Origin of the sequence: Naasia sp. SYSU D00948 (genome assembly GCF_017916515.1) — a bacterium.
Taxonomy (GTDB): Bacteria; Actinomycetota; Actinomycetes; order Actinomycetales; family Microbacteriaceae; genus Naasia.
This window is the reverse complement of record NZ_JAFMTA010000001.1, coordinates 2,716,564-2,730,727: the sequence shown is the minus strand read 5'-3', so window position 1 is coordinate 2,730,727 and position 14,164 is coordinate 2,716,564. Positions and strand designations below refer to the sequence as shown.

Sequence of the window (14,164 nt, the reverse complement as noted above, 5' to 3'; positions counted from 1 at the left end):
CGACAGGTTCCTGGAGGGCTACTTCTTCGGGGCGGAGAGCTGCTCGATGATCGCCTGGGCGACGTCGCGCATCGTGAGGCGGCGGTCCATCGACGCCTTCTGGATCCAGCGGAACGCCTCGGGCTCCGTGAGGCCCATCTTCTCGTTGAGCAGGCCCTTCGCGCGGTCCACGAGCTTCCGGGTCTCGAACCGCTCGACCATGTCGGCGACCTCGGCCTCGAGCGTGACGATCTGCTGGTAGCGGCTCAGCGCGATCTCGATGGCCGGGAGGAGGTCGTTCGGCGTGAACGGCTTGACGACGTACGCGAGGGCGCCCGCCTCGCTCGCCCGCTCGACGAGCTCCTTCTGGCTGAACGCCGTCAGCAGCACGACGGGCGCGATCCGGTTCTTCGACAGGCGCTCGGCGGCCGAGATGCCGTCGAGCTGCGGCATCTTGACGTCCATGACCACGAGGTCCGGGCGCAGCTCGGTCGCCAGAGCGACGGCGGTCTCGCCGTCGCCGGCCTCACCGACGACCTCGAACCCGTTGTCGCGGAGGGTCTCGACGATGTCGAGCCGGATCAGCGACTCGTCCTCGGCGACGACGACGCGTCGCGGTGCCGCCGGAGCTTCAGCCTGATCTGCCACAGGGAGAGCCTACTGTAGGGTGGGCGCGCCGGTCCCGCGGGGGCGGGCACGGCCGGTGTGGCGGAATGGCAGACGCAGGGCACTCAAAATGCTCCGCCCGCAAGGGCGTGTGAGTTCGAGTCTCACCACCGGCACGGTCCCGGACCCGCACGCGGCGGGCGGGCGGGACGCACGCGGCGCAGAGCGACCGCCTGCCGCGGCGAGGACCTTTCCACGGCGGCGACCCCATCGTGAAGCGGCTAGGCCCGCGGGGCCAGGAGCGCCCGCGCGACGAGGTCCGGCGCCTCGACCGCCGCCTGGTGCCGGACGCCGGGGATGATCCGCTCGACGACGCCCTTCGCCGCGAGCAGCGGGCGCATCGCCTCCGGGGTCGCGACGGGATCGTGCTCGCCGCGGACCGCGACCACCGGCACTCGAAGGCCGCCGATCCGCTCCGTCGCATCCCAGGCGCCGAGCGCCTCGCAGCAGAGGGCGTAGCTCTCGTCGTCGGTCGCGGCGACGCCCGCGAGCACCCGCCCGACCACCGTCGGGTGCGCCGTCGCGAACCCGGGCGAGAACCACCGCTCGACGAGCGTGCTGACGAGCGTCCCCGTGCCGTTGCGGCGGACGGTCGCGGCCCTCTCCCGCCAGGACTCGGGGTCGCCCATCCGCGGGGCGGAGCAGACGACCCCCGTGAACACGAGACCCTCCGGCTCCGCCAGGGCGAGCTCCTGAGCGACCGCGCCGCCGAAGGACGTGCCCACCACGCCGAAGTCGTCGACGTCGAGCAGGTCCACGATGTCGAGCACCGCCTGCGCGAGGTCGACGACCGTGAAGGGCTCCGTCGCGACGGGCGAAGCGCCGTGGCCCGGGAGGTCGACGGCGAACACCCGCCACCGGGCGCCGAGCCGCTGAGCTGCGGCGCGCCAGTCCTCGTGGCTCCCGCCCAGACTGGGCAGGACGATCAGCGGATCGGCGCGGTCGTTCCCGGCGAGCGGGGTCGCCGTCAGGACGGGCACGACCGCGCCGCTGCTAGGCCCAGACCGGGGCGGCGCCGGCGACCACGTCGCCGATGCGGTGCACCCGCACGTCGTTCGTGGAGCCCGGGATGCCGGGAGGGGATCCGGAGATCACCACGACCTTGTCCCCCATCTCGACGAGGCCCTCGCGCAGGAGGACGTCCTCGACCTGGTGGAACATCTGGTCGGTGTGCTTCACGCGGTCGACCACGAACGACTCGATGCCCCAGATGAGCGACATCCGGTCCCGGATCCCCGGCTCGGGCGTGAACGCCTTCATCGGGATCGGCGACCGCAGGCGCGCCATGCGGCGTGCCGAGTCGCCCGACTCGGTGAACACGCACAGGAACTTGGCGCCCACGAAGTCGGCCACCTCGGCGGCCGCGAGGGTCATCGCGCCGCCCTGGGTGCGCGGCTTGGTGCCGAGCGGCGGAATGCGGTCGAGCCCGTGGTCCTCCGTGGAGGCCACGATGCGCGCCATGGTCTGCACCGTGACGACCGGGTACTCCCCCACGCTGGTCTCGCCCGAGAGCATCACCGCGTCGGCCCCGTCGAGGACGGCGTTCGCGACGTCGGAGGTCTCGGCGCGGGTCGGCACCGGGCTGTGGATCATGGACTCGAGCATCTGCGTCGCCACGATGACGGGCTTCGCCATGCGGCGCGCGAGCTCGATCGCGTGCTTCTGCACGATCGGCACCGCCTCGAGGGGCAGCTCGACGCCGAGGTCGCCGCGGGCCACCATCAGCGCGTCGAACGCGTCGATGATCTCTTCGAGGGCGTCGACGGCCTGGGGCTTCTCGATCTTCGCGATGACGGGGATCCGGCGCCCCTCCTCCTGCATGATCTCGTGCACGCGCTTGACGTCGTCCGCGCTGCGCACGAAGGAGAGGGCGATCATGTCCGCCCCGATGCGGAGCGCCCAGCGGAGGTCCGCCTCGTCCTTCTCGGAGAGCGCGGGGACGTTGACCGCGACGCCCGGCAGGTTGATGCCCTTGTTGTTCGACACCGCGCCGGCCACGACGACCTGGGTCGTCACGGTCGTGCCGTCGGTGTCCGTGACGCGGACGCGCACCTTGCCGTCGTCGATGAGGAGCGCGTCACCCGGCTGGACGTCGCCCGGCAGGCCCTTGAAGGTCGTGCCGACGATGTCCTTGTTGCCGATGATGTCGTCGGTCGTGATCTTGAACGTGTCGCCCTCGGCGAGGTCGTAGGGCCCGTCGGCGAACCGGCCGAGCCGGATCTTCGGCCCCTGCAGGTCGACGAGGACGCCGACGGCGCGGCCGCTGTCCTCGGCCGCCTTGCGGACGTTGGCGTAGACCCCCTCGTGCACGGAGTAGTCCCCGTGGCTCAGGTTCAGCCGCGCCACGTCGACGCCGGCATCGACGATCGCCCGGATCTGCTCGTACGAGGAGGTCGCGGGACCGAGCGTCGCGACGATCTTGGCACGTCTCATGCGTGGATGATTCCTTCTGGCTTGTACTGGTCAGACCGCGAGAGCGCGGTCGGTGGGACGCACGGGGAACGGGAGATCCGTCTCCCCCTCGAGGTAGGCGTCGACGGCGGCAGCTGCCGCGCGGCCCTCCGCGATGGCCCACACGATGAGCGACTGACCCCGGCCCGCGTCCCCCGCCACGAAGACGCCCGGAGTGCTGGTCTGGTAGTCGCCACCGCGCTCCACGTTACCGCGGGCGTCGAAGGGCATCGCGAGCTGCTCGCGGAGGTCGTGCTGCTCGGGGCCGGTGAAGCCGAGCGCGAGCAGGACGAGATCCGCCGGGATCTCGCGCTCCGTGCCGGCCTTCGGCACCCGCCGGCCGTCGAGGTACTCCGTCTCCGCGACGCGCAGCGCCCGGACGTTCCCCTCGTCGTCGGCGAGGAACTCGACGGTCGAGGCGAGGTACATCCGCTCGCCGCCCTCCTCGTGGGCGCTCTGCATCTCGAACAGGGTCGGGTACATCGGCCACGGCTGGTTCGCCTGGCGCTCCGACGGCGGCTGCTTGCCGATCGCGAGCGTCGTGACCGACGCCGCGCCCTGCCGGTGCGCCGTGCCGAGGCAGTCGGCTCCGGTGTCGCCGCCGCCGAGGATGACGACGTGCTTGCCCTCGGCGCTGATCTGGCCGGGCACCTGGTCGCCGGCGACCGCGCGGTTCGCCTGCACGAGGTACTCCATCGCGAAGTGCACGCCCTCGAAGTCGCGACCCGGGATCGGCAGGTCGCGCGGCACCGGAGCGCCGGTCGCGACGATCACCGCGTCGTAGCGGGCGCGGAGGTCCGCCCAGGAGATGTCCCGGCCGATCTCGACGCCGGCGCGGAAGCGGGTGCCCTCGGCCTGCATCTGGTTCAGGCGGGTCTCGAGGATCCGCTTCTCCATCTTGAACTCGGGGATGCCGTAGCGCAGGAGGCCGCCGATGCGGTCGTCGCGCTCGTACACGGCGACCGTGTGACCGGCGCGCGTGAGCTGCTGCGCGGCCGCGAGGCCGGCGGGCCCGGAGCCGACCACGGCGACGGTCTTGCCGGTGAGGCGCTGCGGCGGGTGCGGCTCGAGCCACCCGTTCGTCAGGGCGTCCTCGGCAATGGCCGCCTCGACCTGCTTGATGGTCACCGGCGGCTGGTTGATCCCCAGCACGCAGGACGCCTCGCACGGGGCCGGGCACAGCTTGCCGGTGAACTCCGGGAAGTTGTTGGTCGCGTGCAGCCGGTCGACCGCGGCGCGGTTCTCGCCGCGCCACATGAGGTCGTTCCACTCCGGGATGAGGTTGCCGAGCGGGCAGCCCTGGTGGCAGAACGGGATGCCGCAGTCCATGCAGCGCCCGGCCTGCCGCCGGATCACGGTCGGGTCGTGCTGCTCGTAGACCTCTTTCCAGTCCATGAGCCGGATCGGCACCGGCCGGCGGGGCGGCAGCTCCCGCTGCCGCGTCTTCAGAAATCCCCGGGGGTCAGCCACCGGTCACCTCCAGAATCCTCGTCCACACCACGTCGCCGTCGGGGTCGAGCCCCTCCTCCACGGCGCTCTGGCGGGTGGCGATGACCGCGGCGTAGTCCCGCGGCAGCACCTTGGTGAATCGCTCCGCGGCCTGCTCGAAGTCCTCGAGCAGGCGCGCGGCCACGGCGGAGTCCGTCTCGGCGAGGTGGCGCTCGAGGAGGTCGCGGAGGATCTCCTGGTCGGCGCTGCCGAGCGGCTCGAGCACGAGCTCGCCCGAGGCGAGCGCGGCCGTGTTGACGTCCTCCTGACGGAGGTCGTGGACGTAGGCGGTGCCGCCGGACATGCCCGCTCCGAGGTTGCGTCCGGTCGCGCCGAGGATCACGGCGAGGCCGCCGGTCATGTACTCGAGCGCGTGGTCGCCCACACCCTCGACGACGGCGGTCGCCCCCGAGTTGCGGACCAGGAACCGCTCCCCCACGATCCCGCGGAGGAACAGCGTCCCCTGGGTCGCGCCGTAGCCGATCACGTTGCCGGCGATGACGTTCTCCTCGGCGACGTACCCGGCGTCGGCCGGCGGGCGCAGGATCACGGAGCCCCCGGAGAGCCCCTTCGCGACGTAGTCGTTGCTGTCCCCGATGAGCCGGAGCGTGATCCCGCCGGGCAGGAACGCGCCGAGGGACTGTCCCGCGGAGCCGCGCAGCGTGATGTCGATCGACCCGTCGGGCAGGCCGTTCTCGCCATGGCGCTTGGTCACCTCGTGGCCGAGCATCGTGCCGACCGCGCGCTCCGTGTTCCGGATGGGCAGGTCGAGCTTGACCGATCCGCCGTGGTCCAGGACGTCCGCCGCGAGCCGGATCAGCTGGTTGTCGAAGTGCTCGTCGAGCTCGTGGTCCTGCTGGACGCGGCCGACGCGCGGCTCGTCCTCGCTGAACGCAGGGCCGCGGAGGATGGGCGTCAGGTCCAGCCCGTCCGCCTTCCAGTGCGCGATGGCGCGGTCGACGTCCAGCAGCTCGGTGTGCCCGATGAGCTCGTCGAGGCTCCGGAAGCCCAGCTTCGCGAGGTGCTCGCGCACCTCCTGAGCGAGGAACTCGAAGAAGTTGACGACGAACTCGGGCTTGCCGGTGAACCGCGCGCGCAGCTCCGGGTTCTGGGTGGCGACGCCGACCGGGCACGTGTCGAGGTGGCACACCCGCATCAGGATGCATCCCTCCACGACGAGCGGGGCGGTGGCGAAGCCGTACTCCTCCGCGCCGAGCAGCGCCGCGATGATCACGTCGCGCCCGGTCTTCATCTGGCCGTCGACCTGGACGACGACGCGCTCCCGCAGCCCGTTGAGCATGAGGGTCTGCTGGGTCTCCGCGAGGCCGAGCTCCCACGGCGTGCCCGCGTGCTTGAGCGAGTTGAGCGGGCTCGCGCCCGTCCCGCCGTCGTGGCCGGAAACGAGGATGACGTCGGCCTTCGCCTTCGCCACGCCGGCCGCGACCGCGCCGATGCCGTTCTCGCTCACGAGCTTGACGTGGATGCGCGCATCGGTGTTCGCGCGCTTCAGGTCGAAGATGAGCTGCTTGAGGTCCTCGATCGAGTAGATGTCGTGGTGCGGGGGCGGCGAGATGAGGCCGACCCCCGCCGTCGCGTGCCGCGTGCGGGCGACCCACGGGTACACCTTCTGGCCGGGCAGCTGACCGCCCTCGCCGGGCTTGGCGCCCTGCGCGAGCTTGATCTGGATGTCCGTGGCGTGCGTGAGGTACATGCTCGTGACGCCGAAGCGGCCGGACGCGACCTGCTTGATCGCGCTGCGTCGCTCCGGGTCGAGGAGGCGCTCGACGTCCTCGCCGCCCTCGCCCGTGTTGCTGCGCCCGCCGAGGCGGTTCATGGCGATCGCGAGGGTCTCGTGCGCCTCCTTGCTGATCGAGCCGTAGCTCATCGCGCCGGTGTTGAAGCGGCGGACGATCGACTCGATCGGCTCGACCTCGTCGAGCGGGATCTCGGGACGCATCCCGGTCTTCAGCCGGAAGAGGCCGCGGAGGCTGCGAAGCTCCTCCGCCTGCTCATCGACGAGCCGCGTGTAGTCGCGGAAGATGTCGTACCGGCGGTTGCGGGTCGAGTGCTGGAGCCGGAAGACCGTGTCCGGGTTGAACAGGTGGGGCGGGCCGCCGCGGCGCCACGCGTACTCGCCGCCGACCCACAGCTTCTCGTGCGCCATCGAGGCCGGGTCGTCGGGGTACGCCGCCCGGTGCCGCGCCGCGTTCTCCTGCGCGAGGACGTCGATCCCGACGCCGCCGAGCTTGGTCGTGGTGCCCGTGAAGTACTGCTCGACGAGCTCGGTGGACAGGCCGACGGCCTCGAAGGCCTGGGCGCCGCTGTAGGACGCGACCGTCGAGATGCCCATCTTCGACATGATCTTGAGCACGCCCTTGCCGAGCGCCTTGATCAGGTTCCGGACGGCCTTCTCCGGGGTCATCCCGTTGAGGCGGCCGGTCCGCACGAGCTGCTCGGCGGTCTCCATGGCGAGGTAGGGGTTCACCGCCGCCGCGCCGTAGCCGATGAGCAGGGCGACGTGGTGCACCTCGCGGACGTCGCCCGCCTCGACGATGAGCCCGACCTTCATGCGGTTCTGGCGGCGGATCAGGTGGTGGTGCACCGCCGAGGTCATGAGCAGCGACGGGACCGGGGCGAGGTCCGCCGTCGAGTCGCGGTCGGAGAGCACGATGAACTCCGCCCCGCGCTCGATCGCCTCGTCGACCTCCTGGCACATCGCGGCGAGGCGCCGCTCGAGCGCCTGCGGCCCGTCGTCGACCCGGTACAGGCCACGGATGACGGTGGTGGTCGCGCTGCCGGGCGACAGGTCGATGTGCTGGATCTTGGCGAGCTCGTCGTTGTCGATCACGGGGAACGACAGCACGACCCGGCGGGCGTGCTCGGGGACCGAGGTCAGCAGGTTGCCCTCGGGACCGAGGGCGGTGCCGAGCGAGGTGACGACCTCCTCGCGGATCGAGTCCAGGGGCGGGTTCGTGACCTGGGCGAACTGCTGGGTGAAGTAGTCGAACAGCAGGCGCGGCCGGTTCGAGAGCACGGCGATCGGGGTGTCCGATCCCATGGCTCCGAGGGGCTCCGCTCCCGCGCGCGCCATCGGCTCGACGAGGATGTGCACCTCCTCCTCGGTGTAGCCGAAGGTGCGCTGGCGCCGGGTGACGGACGCCGGCGTGTGGACGACGTGCTCGCGCTCGGGGAGGTCCTGCAGGTGGATGCGGCCCTGCTCGAGCCACTCCCCCCACGGCTCCGCTGCGGCGAGCTCGGCCTTGATCTCGTCGTCCTCGATGATCCGGCCCGCGACCGTGTCCACGAGGAACATGCGGCCCGGGCGCAGGCGGCCCTTGCGCACGATGTGCTTCGGGTCGATGTCGATGACGCCGATCTCGCTCGCGGCGACGACGAGGCCGTCGTCGGTCACCACCCACCGGCCGGGGCGGAGGCCGTTCCGGTCGAGCGTCGCGCCGACGAGGGATCCGTCGGTGAAGGTGATCGCGGCGGGGCCGTCCCACGGCTCCATGAGGAACGAGTGGTACTCGTAGAACGCCCGGCGTGCGGGGTCCATGGCCGGGTTGTTCTCCCAGGCCTCGGGCACCATCATCATGACGGCGTGCGGCAGGGACCGGCCGGTCAGGCTGAGGAGCTCCACGACCTCGTCGAAGGAGGCGGAGTCGCTGGCGCCCGGCGTGACGATCGGCAGCAGCGGGCGGACGTCGCCGACGAGCTCGCTCTCGAGCTGCGACTGGCGGGCGCGCATCCAGTTCCGGTTGCCCTGGATGGTGTTGATCTCGCCGTTGTGCGCGATCATCCGGAACGGCTGCGCGAGCGGCCAGGAAGGGAAGGTGTTCGTCGAGTAGCGCGAGTGCACGAGCGCGAGCGTCGACGCGAACCGCTCGTCCGAGAGGTCCGGGTAGAAGGGCTCGAGCTGCAGCGTCGTGACCATGCCCTTGTAGACGAGGGTGCGGCTCGACAGGGAGCAGAAGAACGCGCTCAGCTCGCGCTCGGCCCGCTTCCGGAGGCGGAAGGTCTGGCGGTCGAGCATGATGCCCGAGAACGGGACGCCGTCCCGGTCGTGGCGGCGGCTCGCGACGAAGAGCTGCTCGAACGCGGGCATCGCCCCGCGAGCGAGGTTGCCGATGACCTCGGGCCGGTGCGGGACCTCGCGCCAGCCGAGGACGACGAGGTTCTCCTCCTCGGCGATGCGGGCGATGGACTCCTTGAGCTGCTCGCGCTCGGCCTGGCCGGTCGGCAGGAAGCCGAGGCCGACCGCGTACTGACCCGCCTCGGGCAGCTCGAAGGGCACGACCGCCCGGAAGAACGCGTCGGGGATCTGGGTCAGGATGCCCGCGCCGTCGCCGGTGCCGGCGTCCGAGCCCACGGCACCGCGGTGCTCGAGGTTGCGGAGGGCGCCGAGGGCGGCCGCGATGATGTCGTGGCCCGGCACGCCGCGCATGGTCGCGACCATGGCGAGGCCGCAGGAGTCGCGCTCGTCCCGAGGGTCGTACATGCCCTGGGCGTCCGGGACGGCGGAGAAGCCGCGATAGGGCGAGACGACCTCGTGCTGTGCGGAAGTCATCGAACCTCCTTAGGAAGGGGGAAGATGCAGGAGCGGGACGTCGGCGGCCCAGGGAAGGGGACGGGAGCGCTGCAGCCTCAGCAGTGCCGTGCTCAGCATTCCATTGTGCAGCACGGAAGACCCGTCCTTGCTGACGGTTCCCCCGCTCGCGGCAGGATCTCGACGAGGTGAGGCCGGATCGGCTAGCGCCGGGCGCTGTTCCCCGCGGAGCCCGCGCTTGTGGCCGAGGCTCCCGCCGGCACGGCCGCGACATCCTCGCGGTCCTGCTCGAAGTCCTCGGCGGTGTACACCGACTCTACCTGGTCCTCGTCGCGGCCCCATTCACGGCCGGGCACGTACGGGCTCGGCTCGATGCCGGTGTGGCGCCGGCGCTGCACGAGGAAGATCACGAGGCCGAGCACGACCGCGAGGATCGCGCCCCACACGTTGATGCGCAGGCCGAGGATCACCTCGCTCGGGTCGACGCGGATCGACTCGAACCAGATCCGGCCGAGGCCGTACCAGACGAGGTAGAGGGCGAAGAGCTTGCCCCATTGCAGGCGCCACTCGCGCTCGATGAGCAGCAGGAGCACGGCGCCGAAGATGTTCCAGAGCATCTCGTAGAGGAACGTGGGGTGGAAGAGCGTCCCCGGCGCGAGACCGGCGGGGAACGCGGGGTTCGTGGACTCGATCTCGAGGCCCCACGGCAGGTCGGTCGGCTGGCCGAACAGCTCGTGGTTGAACCAGTTGCCGAGGCGGCCGATGGCCTGGGCGAGGAGGAGGCCCGGGGCGAGGGCGTCCGCGAAGCTCCAGAAGCGGAGCCCCGTCAGCCGGCACCCGATCCAGACGCCGACCGCGCCGCCCACGAGGGAGCCGAAGATCGCGTTGCCGCCCTCCCAGATCTGGATGATGCCCCACAGCGTGTCGCCGATGGTCCGGTCGCCGCCGAAGTAGTCGCCGGGGTGCGTGAACACGTGCCAGAGCCGTGCGGCGATGATGCCGAGCGGCACCGCCCAGAGCGCCACGTCGATGACGACGCCGGGCTCGGCGCCGCGCTTGGTGAGGCGGCGCGACGTGAGCAGGATCGCGACGACGATGCCGAGGAGGATGCAGATCGCGTACGTGTGGATCTGGAAGATCCAGACGTCGAACACTGCCCACTCCGGGGGCGGACTCGGGATGCTGCGGGGCGTCACGATGGCTCAGGCTACTACAGCGGCGACCCCGTCCTGCGGCGCCACCCGCGCCCCCGCGTCACCGGTTCTTCGCGGTCCGCAGCGCGCTCGAGATGCCACCTGGTGCGCTCAAAGGCGCGCGATGACAGCACCAGGTGGCATCTCGACGGGAGAAAGGACGGGAGGACGGGGCGTCAGCTGGTGCCGGAGGCGAGGCGCGCCGCCGTCGCGGCCGCCGCGCTCACGCCGCCCTCGGCGAGAGCGCTCACGAGCGCCGAGCCCACGATGGCGCCGTCGGCGTACTCGAGCACCTCGCGGACCTGGTCCGCGGTCGAGATGCCGAGGCCCACGCAGGCGTTCTCCGCGCCCGCCTCCCGCAGCCGCTCCACGAGGCCGCGAGCGGCGCGGTCGACGTCGGAGCGCGCGCCGGTGATGCCCATCGTCGACACCGCGTACACGAAGCCGCGGCTCAGCTCGACGGCCCGCGTGAGGCGCTCGTCACTGGATGACGGCGCGGCCAGGAAGACGCGGTCGAGTCCGGTCCGCTTCGAGGCGTCGAGCCAGAGTCCCGCCTCGTCGGGGATGAGGTCGGGCGTGATGAGGCCCGCGCCGCCGGACGCCTTCAGGTCGTCGGCGAACCGGTCGACGCCGTACTGCAGGACCGGGTTCCAGTAGGTCATCAGCAGGATGGGGGCGTCGACGCGCTCCCGCACCGCGGCGACCGCCTCGAAGGCGTGCCGCAGCCGGAACCCGTTCGCGAGCGCCTGCTGCGTGGCGGCCTGGATGACCGGGCCGTCCATGACGGGATCGGAATACGGCAGGCCGAGCTCGAGCACGTCCACGCCGTTCTCGACGAGGGCGACCGCCGCGTCCACGCTCGTGGGCAGGTCGGGGAACCCGACCGGAAGGTAGCCGATGAGCGCGCCCGTGCCGGCCCTGCGGCGCTCGGCGATGGCGGCGGCCGACCCGGTCGCCGTCTCCGCGGCGCTCACACCTGCTCCGCGCCGCGGTCGAGGAGGTCGAAGTAATGCGCGGCCGTCGTCATGTCCTTGTCCCCGCGGCCGCTGAGGTTGACGAGGATGACGGACTCCGGCCCGAGCTCACGGCCGAGGTCGAGAGCGCCGGCGAGGGCGTGCGAGGACTCGATGGCCGGGATGATGCCCTCGGTCCTGCTCAGCAGGCGCAGCGCGGACATCGCGGCCGCATCGGTCACCGGCCGGTACTGCGCCCGGCCGATGTCGGACAGCCACGCGTGCTCGGGTCCGACGCCCGGGTAGTCGAGGCCCGCCGAGATGGAGTGCGACTCGAGCGTCTGGCCGTCCTCGTCCTGGAGCAGGTAGCTGCGGGCGCCGTGCAGGACGCCGGGGCGGCCCTTCGTGATCGTGGCCGCGTGCCGCGGCGTGTCGACGCCCTCGCCCGCAGCCTCGAAGCCGTAGAGGCCGACCTCGCGGTCGTCGAGGAACGCCGTGAAGATGCCCATCGCGTTGCTGCCGCCGCCCACACAGGCCGCGACGGCGTCCGGGAGCCGACCGGTGAGGGCGAGCACCTGCTCGCGGGCCTCGTCGCCGATGATGCGCTGCAGGTCCCGGACCATGGCGGGGAACGGATGCGGACCGGCGACCGTGCCGAAGAGGTAGTTCGTCGTGGCGACGTTCGTGACCCAGTCCCGCATCGCCTCGTTGATCGCGTCCTTCAGCGTCCGCGACCCCGCCTTGACGGCGACGACCTCGGCGCCGAGGAGCCTCATGCGCGCGACGTTGAGGGCCTGCCGCTCGGTGTCGACCTCGCCCATGTAGATGACGCAGTCGAGCCCGAACAGGGCCGCGGCGGTCGCCGTGGCGACGCCGTGCTGGCCCGCGCCCGTCTCCGCGATCACCCGGGTCTTGCCGATGCGCCGGGTGAGCAGGGCCTGCCCGAGGACGTTGTTGATCTTGTGCGAGCCGGTGTGGTTGAGGTCCTCGCGCTTCAGCAGGATGCGGGCGCCGCCCGCGTGCTCGGCGAACCGCTTCACCTCGGTCAGGATCGAGGGCCGGCCGGTGTAGCTGCGGTGCAGCTCCTCCAGCTCGAGCTTGAAGGCGGGGTCGACCTTGGCCGCCTCCCACGCCTCCGTCAGCTCGTCGAGCGCGGCGACGAGCGGCTCGGGCGAGTAGCGTCCGCCGAACTCTCCGAAATAGGGGCCGGGGAGCGGCTCGAGGTGAGCGAGGCGCCCGGCGAGGTCATCGGTCATGCGGCGAGGAACTCCTGGAGGGTGGCCACGGGGTCGCCCGTGACGAGGGCTTCGCCGACGAGGACCACATCCGCGCCGGCACGGCGGTAGTGGGCGACGTCGGCCGCGGTCTTGACGGCGGACTCCGCCACGCGGATGACCGAGCTCGGGATGCGGTCGGCGAGCCGGCCGAACAGGTCCTGGTCGAGCTCGAACGTGGCGAGGTCGCGGGCGTTGACGCCGATGAGGCCGGCGCCGACGTCGAGCGCGCGCTCCACCTCGTCGGCGTCGTGGGTCTCGACCAGCGCGGTCATGCCGAGCGAGGTCGCGAACGAGTGCAGCCGGGCGAGCGCCGGCTGCTCGAGGGCCGAGACGATGAGCAGCACGAGGTCGGCGCCCGCCGCGCGCGCCTCGAGCACCTGGTACTCGTCGACGAGGAAGTCCTTGCGCAGCACGGGCAGCGACACGGCCGCCCGCACGTCGCGGAGGTCGTCGAGCGAGCCCTGGAAGCGCCGCTGCTCCGTGAGGACGCTGATCGCGCTCGCGCCTCCGGTCTCGTACGAGACGGCGAGGGCTGCGGGGTCGGGGATGTCGGCGAGACGGCCGCGCGAGGGGCTCGCGCGCTTGACCTCGGCGAGGATCTTCACCCGCTCGGTGGGACGCAGGAACTCGAGCGCGTCCAGAGCAGGCGGGGCGTCGGCGGCGAGCTTCTCCAGCTCGGCGTAGGAGACGGAGGAGCGCCGCGCCTCGGCGTCCGCCCGCGCTCCCTCGACCAGGTCGGTGAGGAGGGACACCGGACTACGAGTGCGACTTGGGCGCGTACTTCGGGCCCTTGACGCCGTAGCCCAGCCGGGCGAGCACGAAGCCGAGGATGAGGCCGAGCACCACGAGGCCGGCGCCCACCCAGATGAGCCACGTCAGCTCCATCGGGTAGGTGAACTCGAGGAACAGCGCGACCGTGCCGACGGCGAATCCGAGGAGCATGACGGCGACGGCGGTCCAGGCAGCAGGCGAGTCGCCGTGTCCGGGCTCGGAGGCGTTGGTCATGGCTCCGAGTCTAGCGGGGCTCGTCCGTCGCCCGCCTCGCGGGTGGGATCCGTGCCGCGGCTGATGGCGTCCCACGGGTCGGCCTCCGCGGCGCGCTCGGGCGCGTCGTACCGGCGGCGGGATGCCGGCCAGCGACTCGCGGTGACGGCCATGCCGACAGCCAGCACCACGAGCGCCGCCCCGGCGACGAGCGCCGCTCCCGGCCAGGGTGTGGCCGCGATGCCCCCGACGAGGGCGCCGACCGACTCGCGGCCGCTCACTCCGGTGACCGCCGACACGCTGCCCTCCGCGGCCCCGAGCGGATCGCCCAGCACGGCGGCGGGGACGAGGACGGCCGCGGCGCCGAGGACGGCGAGCACGCCGGCGAGCACGTAGCGGAGGACGCGCGGGGCGAGCGCCGCGGCGCCCACGCACGCGATGCACGCGAGGGCGAGGCCGCTGAGCGCGGGCGCGGCGGCCGACCCGGGCACCTCGACTGTGCCGCGGTCGTCGCGCAGCGCGACCGTGAACCAGGGCGCGTTCGCCGCGACGAGGAGGATCCCGGCCGCCGCCAGCACGCCGCCGAGGAGGAGGTTCCTCAGGCGCCGGGCATCGGGAGGGGTCGCG

The 14,164-nt window shown here is 72.1% G+C and carries 11 protein-coding genes and 1 tRNA gene; 1 reads left to right on the top strand and 11 read right to left on the bottom strand.

What is annotated here, in order from left to right:
* Positions 1-18: 18 nt before the first annotated feature.
* Complete coding sequence (locus J3P30_RS12785; RefSeq protein ID WP_210481392.1) at positions 19-627, bottom strand: ANTAR domain-containing response regulator; 609 nt, start codon at positions 625-627, stop codon at positions 19-21.
* 51 nt (positions 628-678) lie between these two features.
* Here J3P30_RS12785 and J3P30_RS12780 point away from each other — a divergent pair.
* A tRNA-Leu gene (locus tag J3P30_RS12780) sits at positions 679-761 on the top strand.
* A 105-nt stretch (positions 762-866) separates the two neighbouring features.
* Here J3P30_RS12780 and J3P30_RS12775 read toward each other — a convergent pair.
* From J3P30_RS12775 to J3P30_RS12730, 10 genes are all read right to left on the bottom strand, one after another.
* Positions 867-1,625 carry an alpha/beta fold hydrolase gene (locus tag J3P30_RS12775; protein ID WP_210481391.1) on the bottom strand — a complete coding sequence of 253 codons (759 nt, stop codon included), beginning with the start codon at positions 1,623-1,625 and terminating at the stop codon, positions 867-869.
* Positions 1,626-1,638: 13 nt separating this feature from the next.
* Complete coding sequence (gene pyk, locus J3P30_RS12770) at positions 1,639-3,078, bottom strand: pyruvate kinase (protein ID WP_210481390.1); 1,440 nt, start codon at positions 3,076-3,078, stop codon at positions 1,639-1,641.
* Positions 3,079-3,108: 30 nt separating this feature from the next.
* The gene (locus J3P30_RS12765; protein WP_210481389.1) at positions 3,109-4,566 is read right to left on the bottom strand and encodes a glutamate synthase subunit beta; all 1,458 of its coding nucleotides are present in this window, start codon (positions 4,564-4,566) and stop codon (positions 3,109-3,111) included.
* Positions 4,559-9,151 (bottom strand): glutamate synthase large subunit, encoded by a 4,593-nt coding sequence (gene gltB / locus J3P30_RS12760; RefSeq protein ID WP_210481388.1) that lies wholly within the window; start codon positions 9,149-9,151, stop codon positions 4,559-4,561. Before gltB ends, J3P30_RS12765 begins: the two co-directional genes overlap by 8 nt.
* A 182-nt stretch (positions 9,152-9,333) precedes the next feature.
* Positions 9,334-10,329 carry a prolipoprotein diacylglyceryl transferase gene (lgt, locus tag J3P30_RS12755; protein ID WP_210482001.1) on the bottom strand — a complete coding sequence of 332 codons (996 nt, stop codon included), beginning with the start codon at positions 10,327-10,329 and terminating at the stop codon, positions 9,334-9,336.
* Positions 10,330-10,499: 170 nt separating this feature from the next.
* Complete coding sequence (gene trpA / locus J3P30_RS12750; protein ID WP_210481387.1) at positions 10,500-11,297, bottom strand: tryptophan synthase subunit alpha; 798 nt, start codon at positions 11,295-11,297, stop codon at positions 10,500-10,502.
* Positions 11,294-12,532 carry a tryptophan synthase subunit beta gene (trpB, locus tag J3P30_RS12745; RefSeq protein ID WP_210481386.1) on the bottom strand — a complete coding sequence of 413 codons (1,239 nt, stop codon included), beginning with the start codon at positions 12,530-12,532 and terminating at the stop codon, positions 11,294-11,296. The genes trpA and trpB overlap by 4 nt, the downstream gene beginning before the upstream one ends.
* Positions 12,529-13,305, bottom strand: coding sequence for an indole-3-glycerol phosphate synthase TrpC (gene trpC / locus J3P30_RS12740; RefSeq protein ID WP_210481385.1), 777 nt, complete (start codon positions 13,303-13,305; stop codon positions 12,529-12,531). Before trpC ends, trpB begins: the two co-directional genes overlap by 4 nt.
* Before the next feature lie 4 nt (positions 13,306-13,309).
* Entirely contained in the window at positions 13,310-13,558 is a 249-nt protein-coding gene (locus J3P30_RS12735; protein ID WP_210481384.1) for an HGxxPAAW family protein, read from the bottom strand.
* Positions 13,555-14,115: a Trp biosynthesis-associated membrane protein gene (locus J3P30_RS12730; protein WP_210481383.1), complete on the bottom strand. Its 561-nt coding sequence runs from the start codon at positions 14,113-14,115 to the stop codon at positions 13,555-13,557. Before J3P30_RS12730 ends, J3P30_RS12735 begins: the two co-directional genes overlap by 4 nt.
* Between the last annotated feature and the right edge of the window lie 49 nt (positions 14,116-14,164).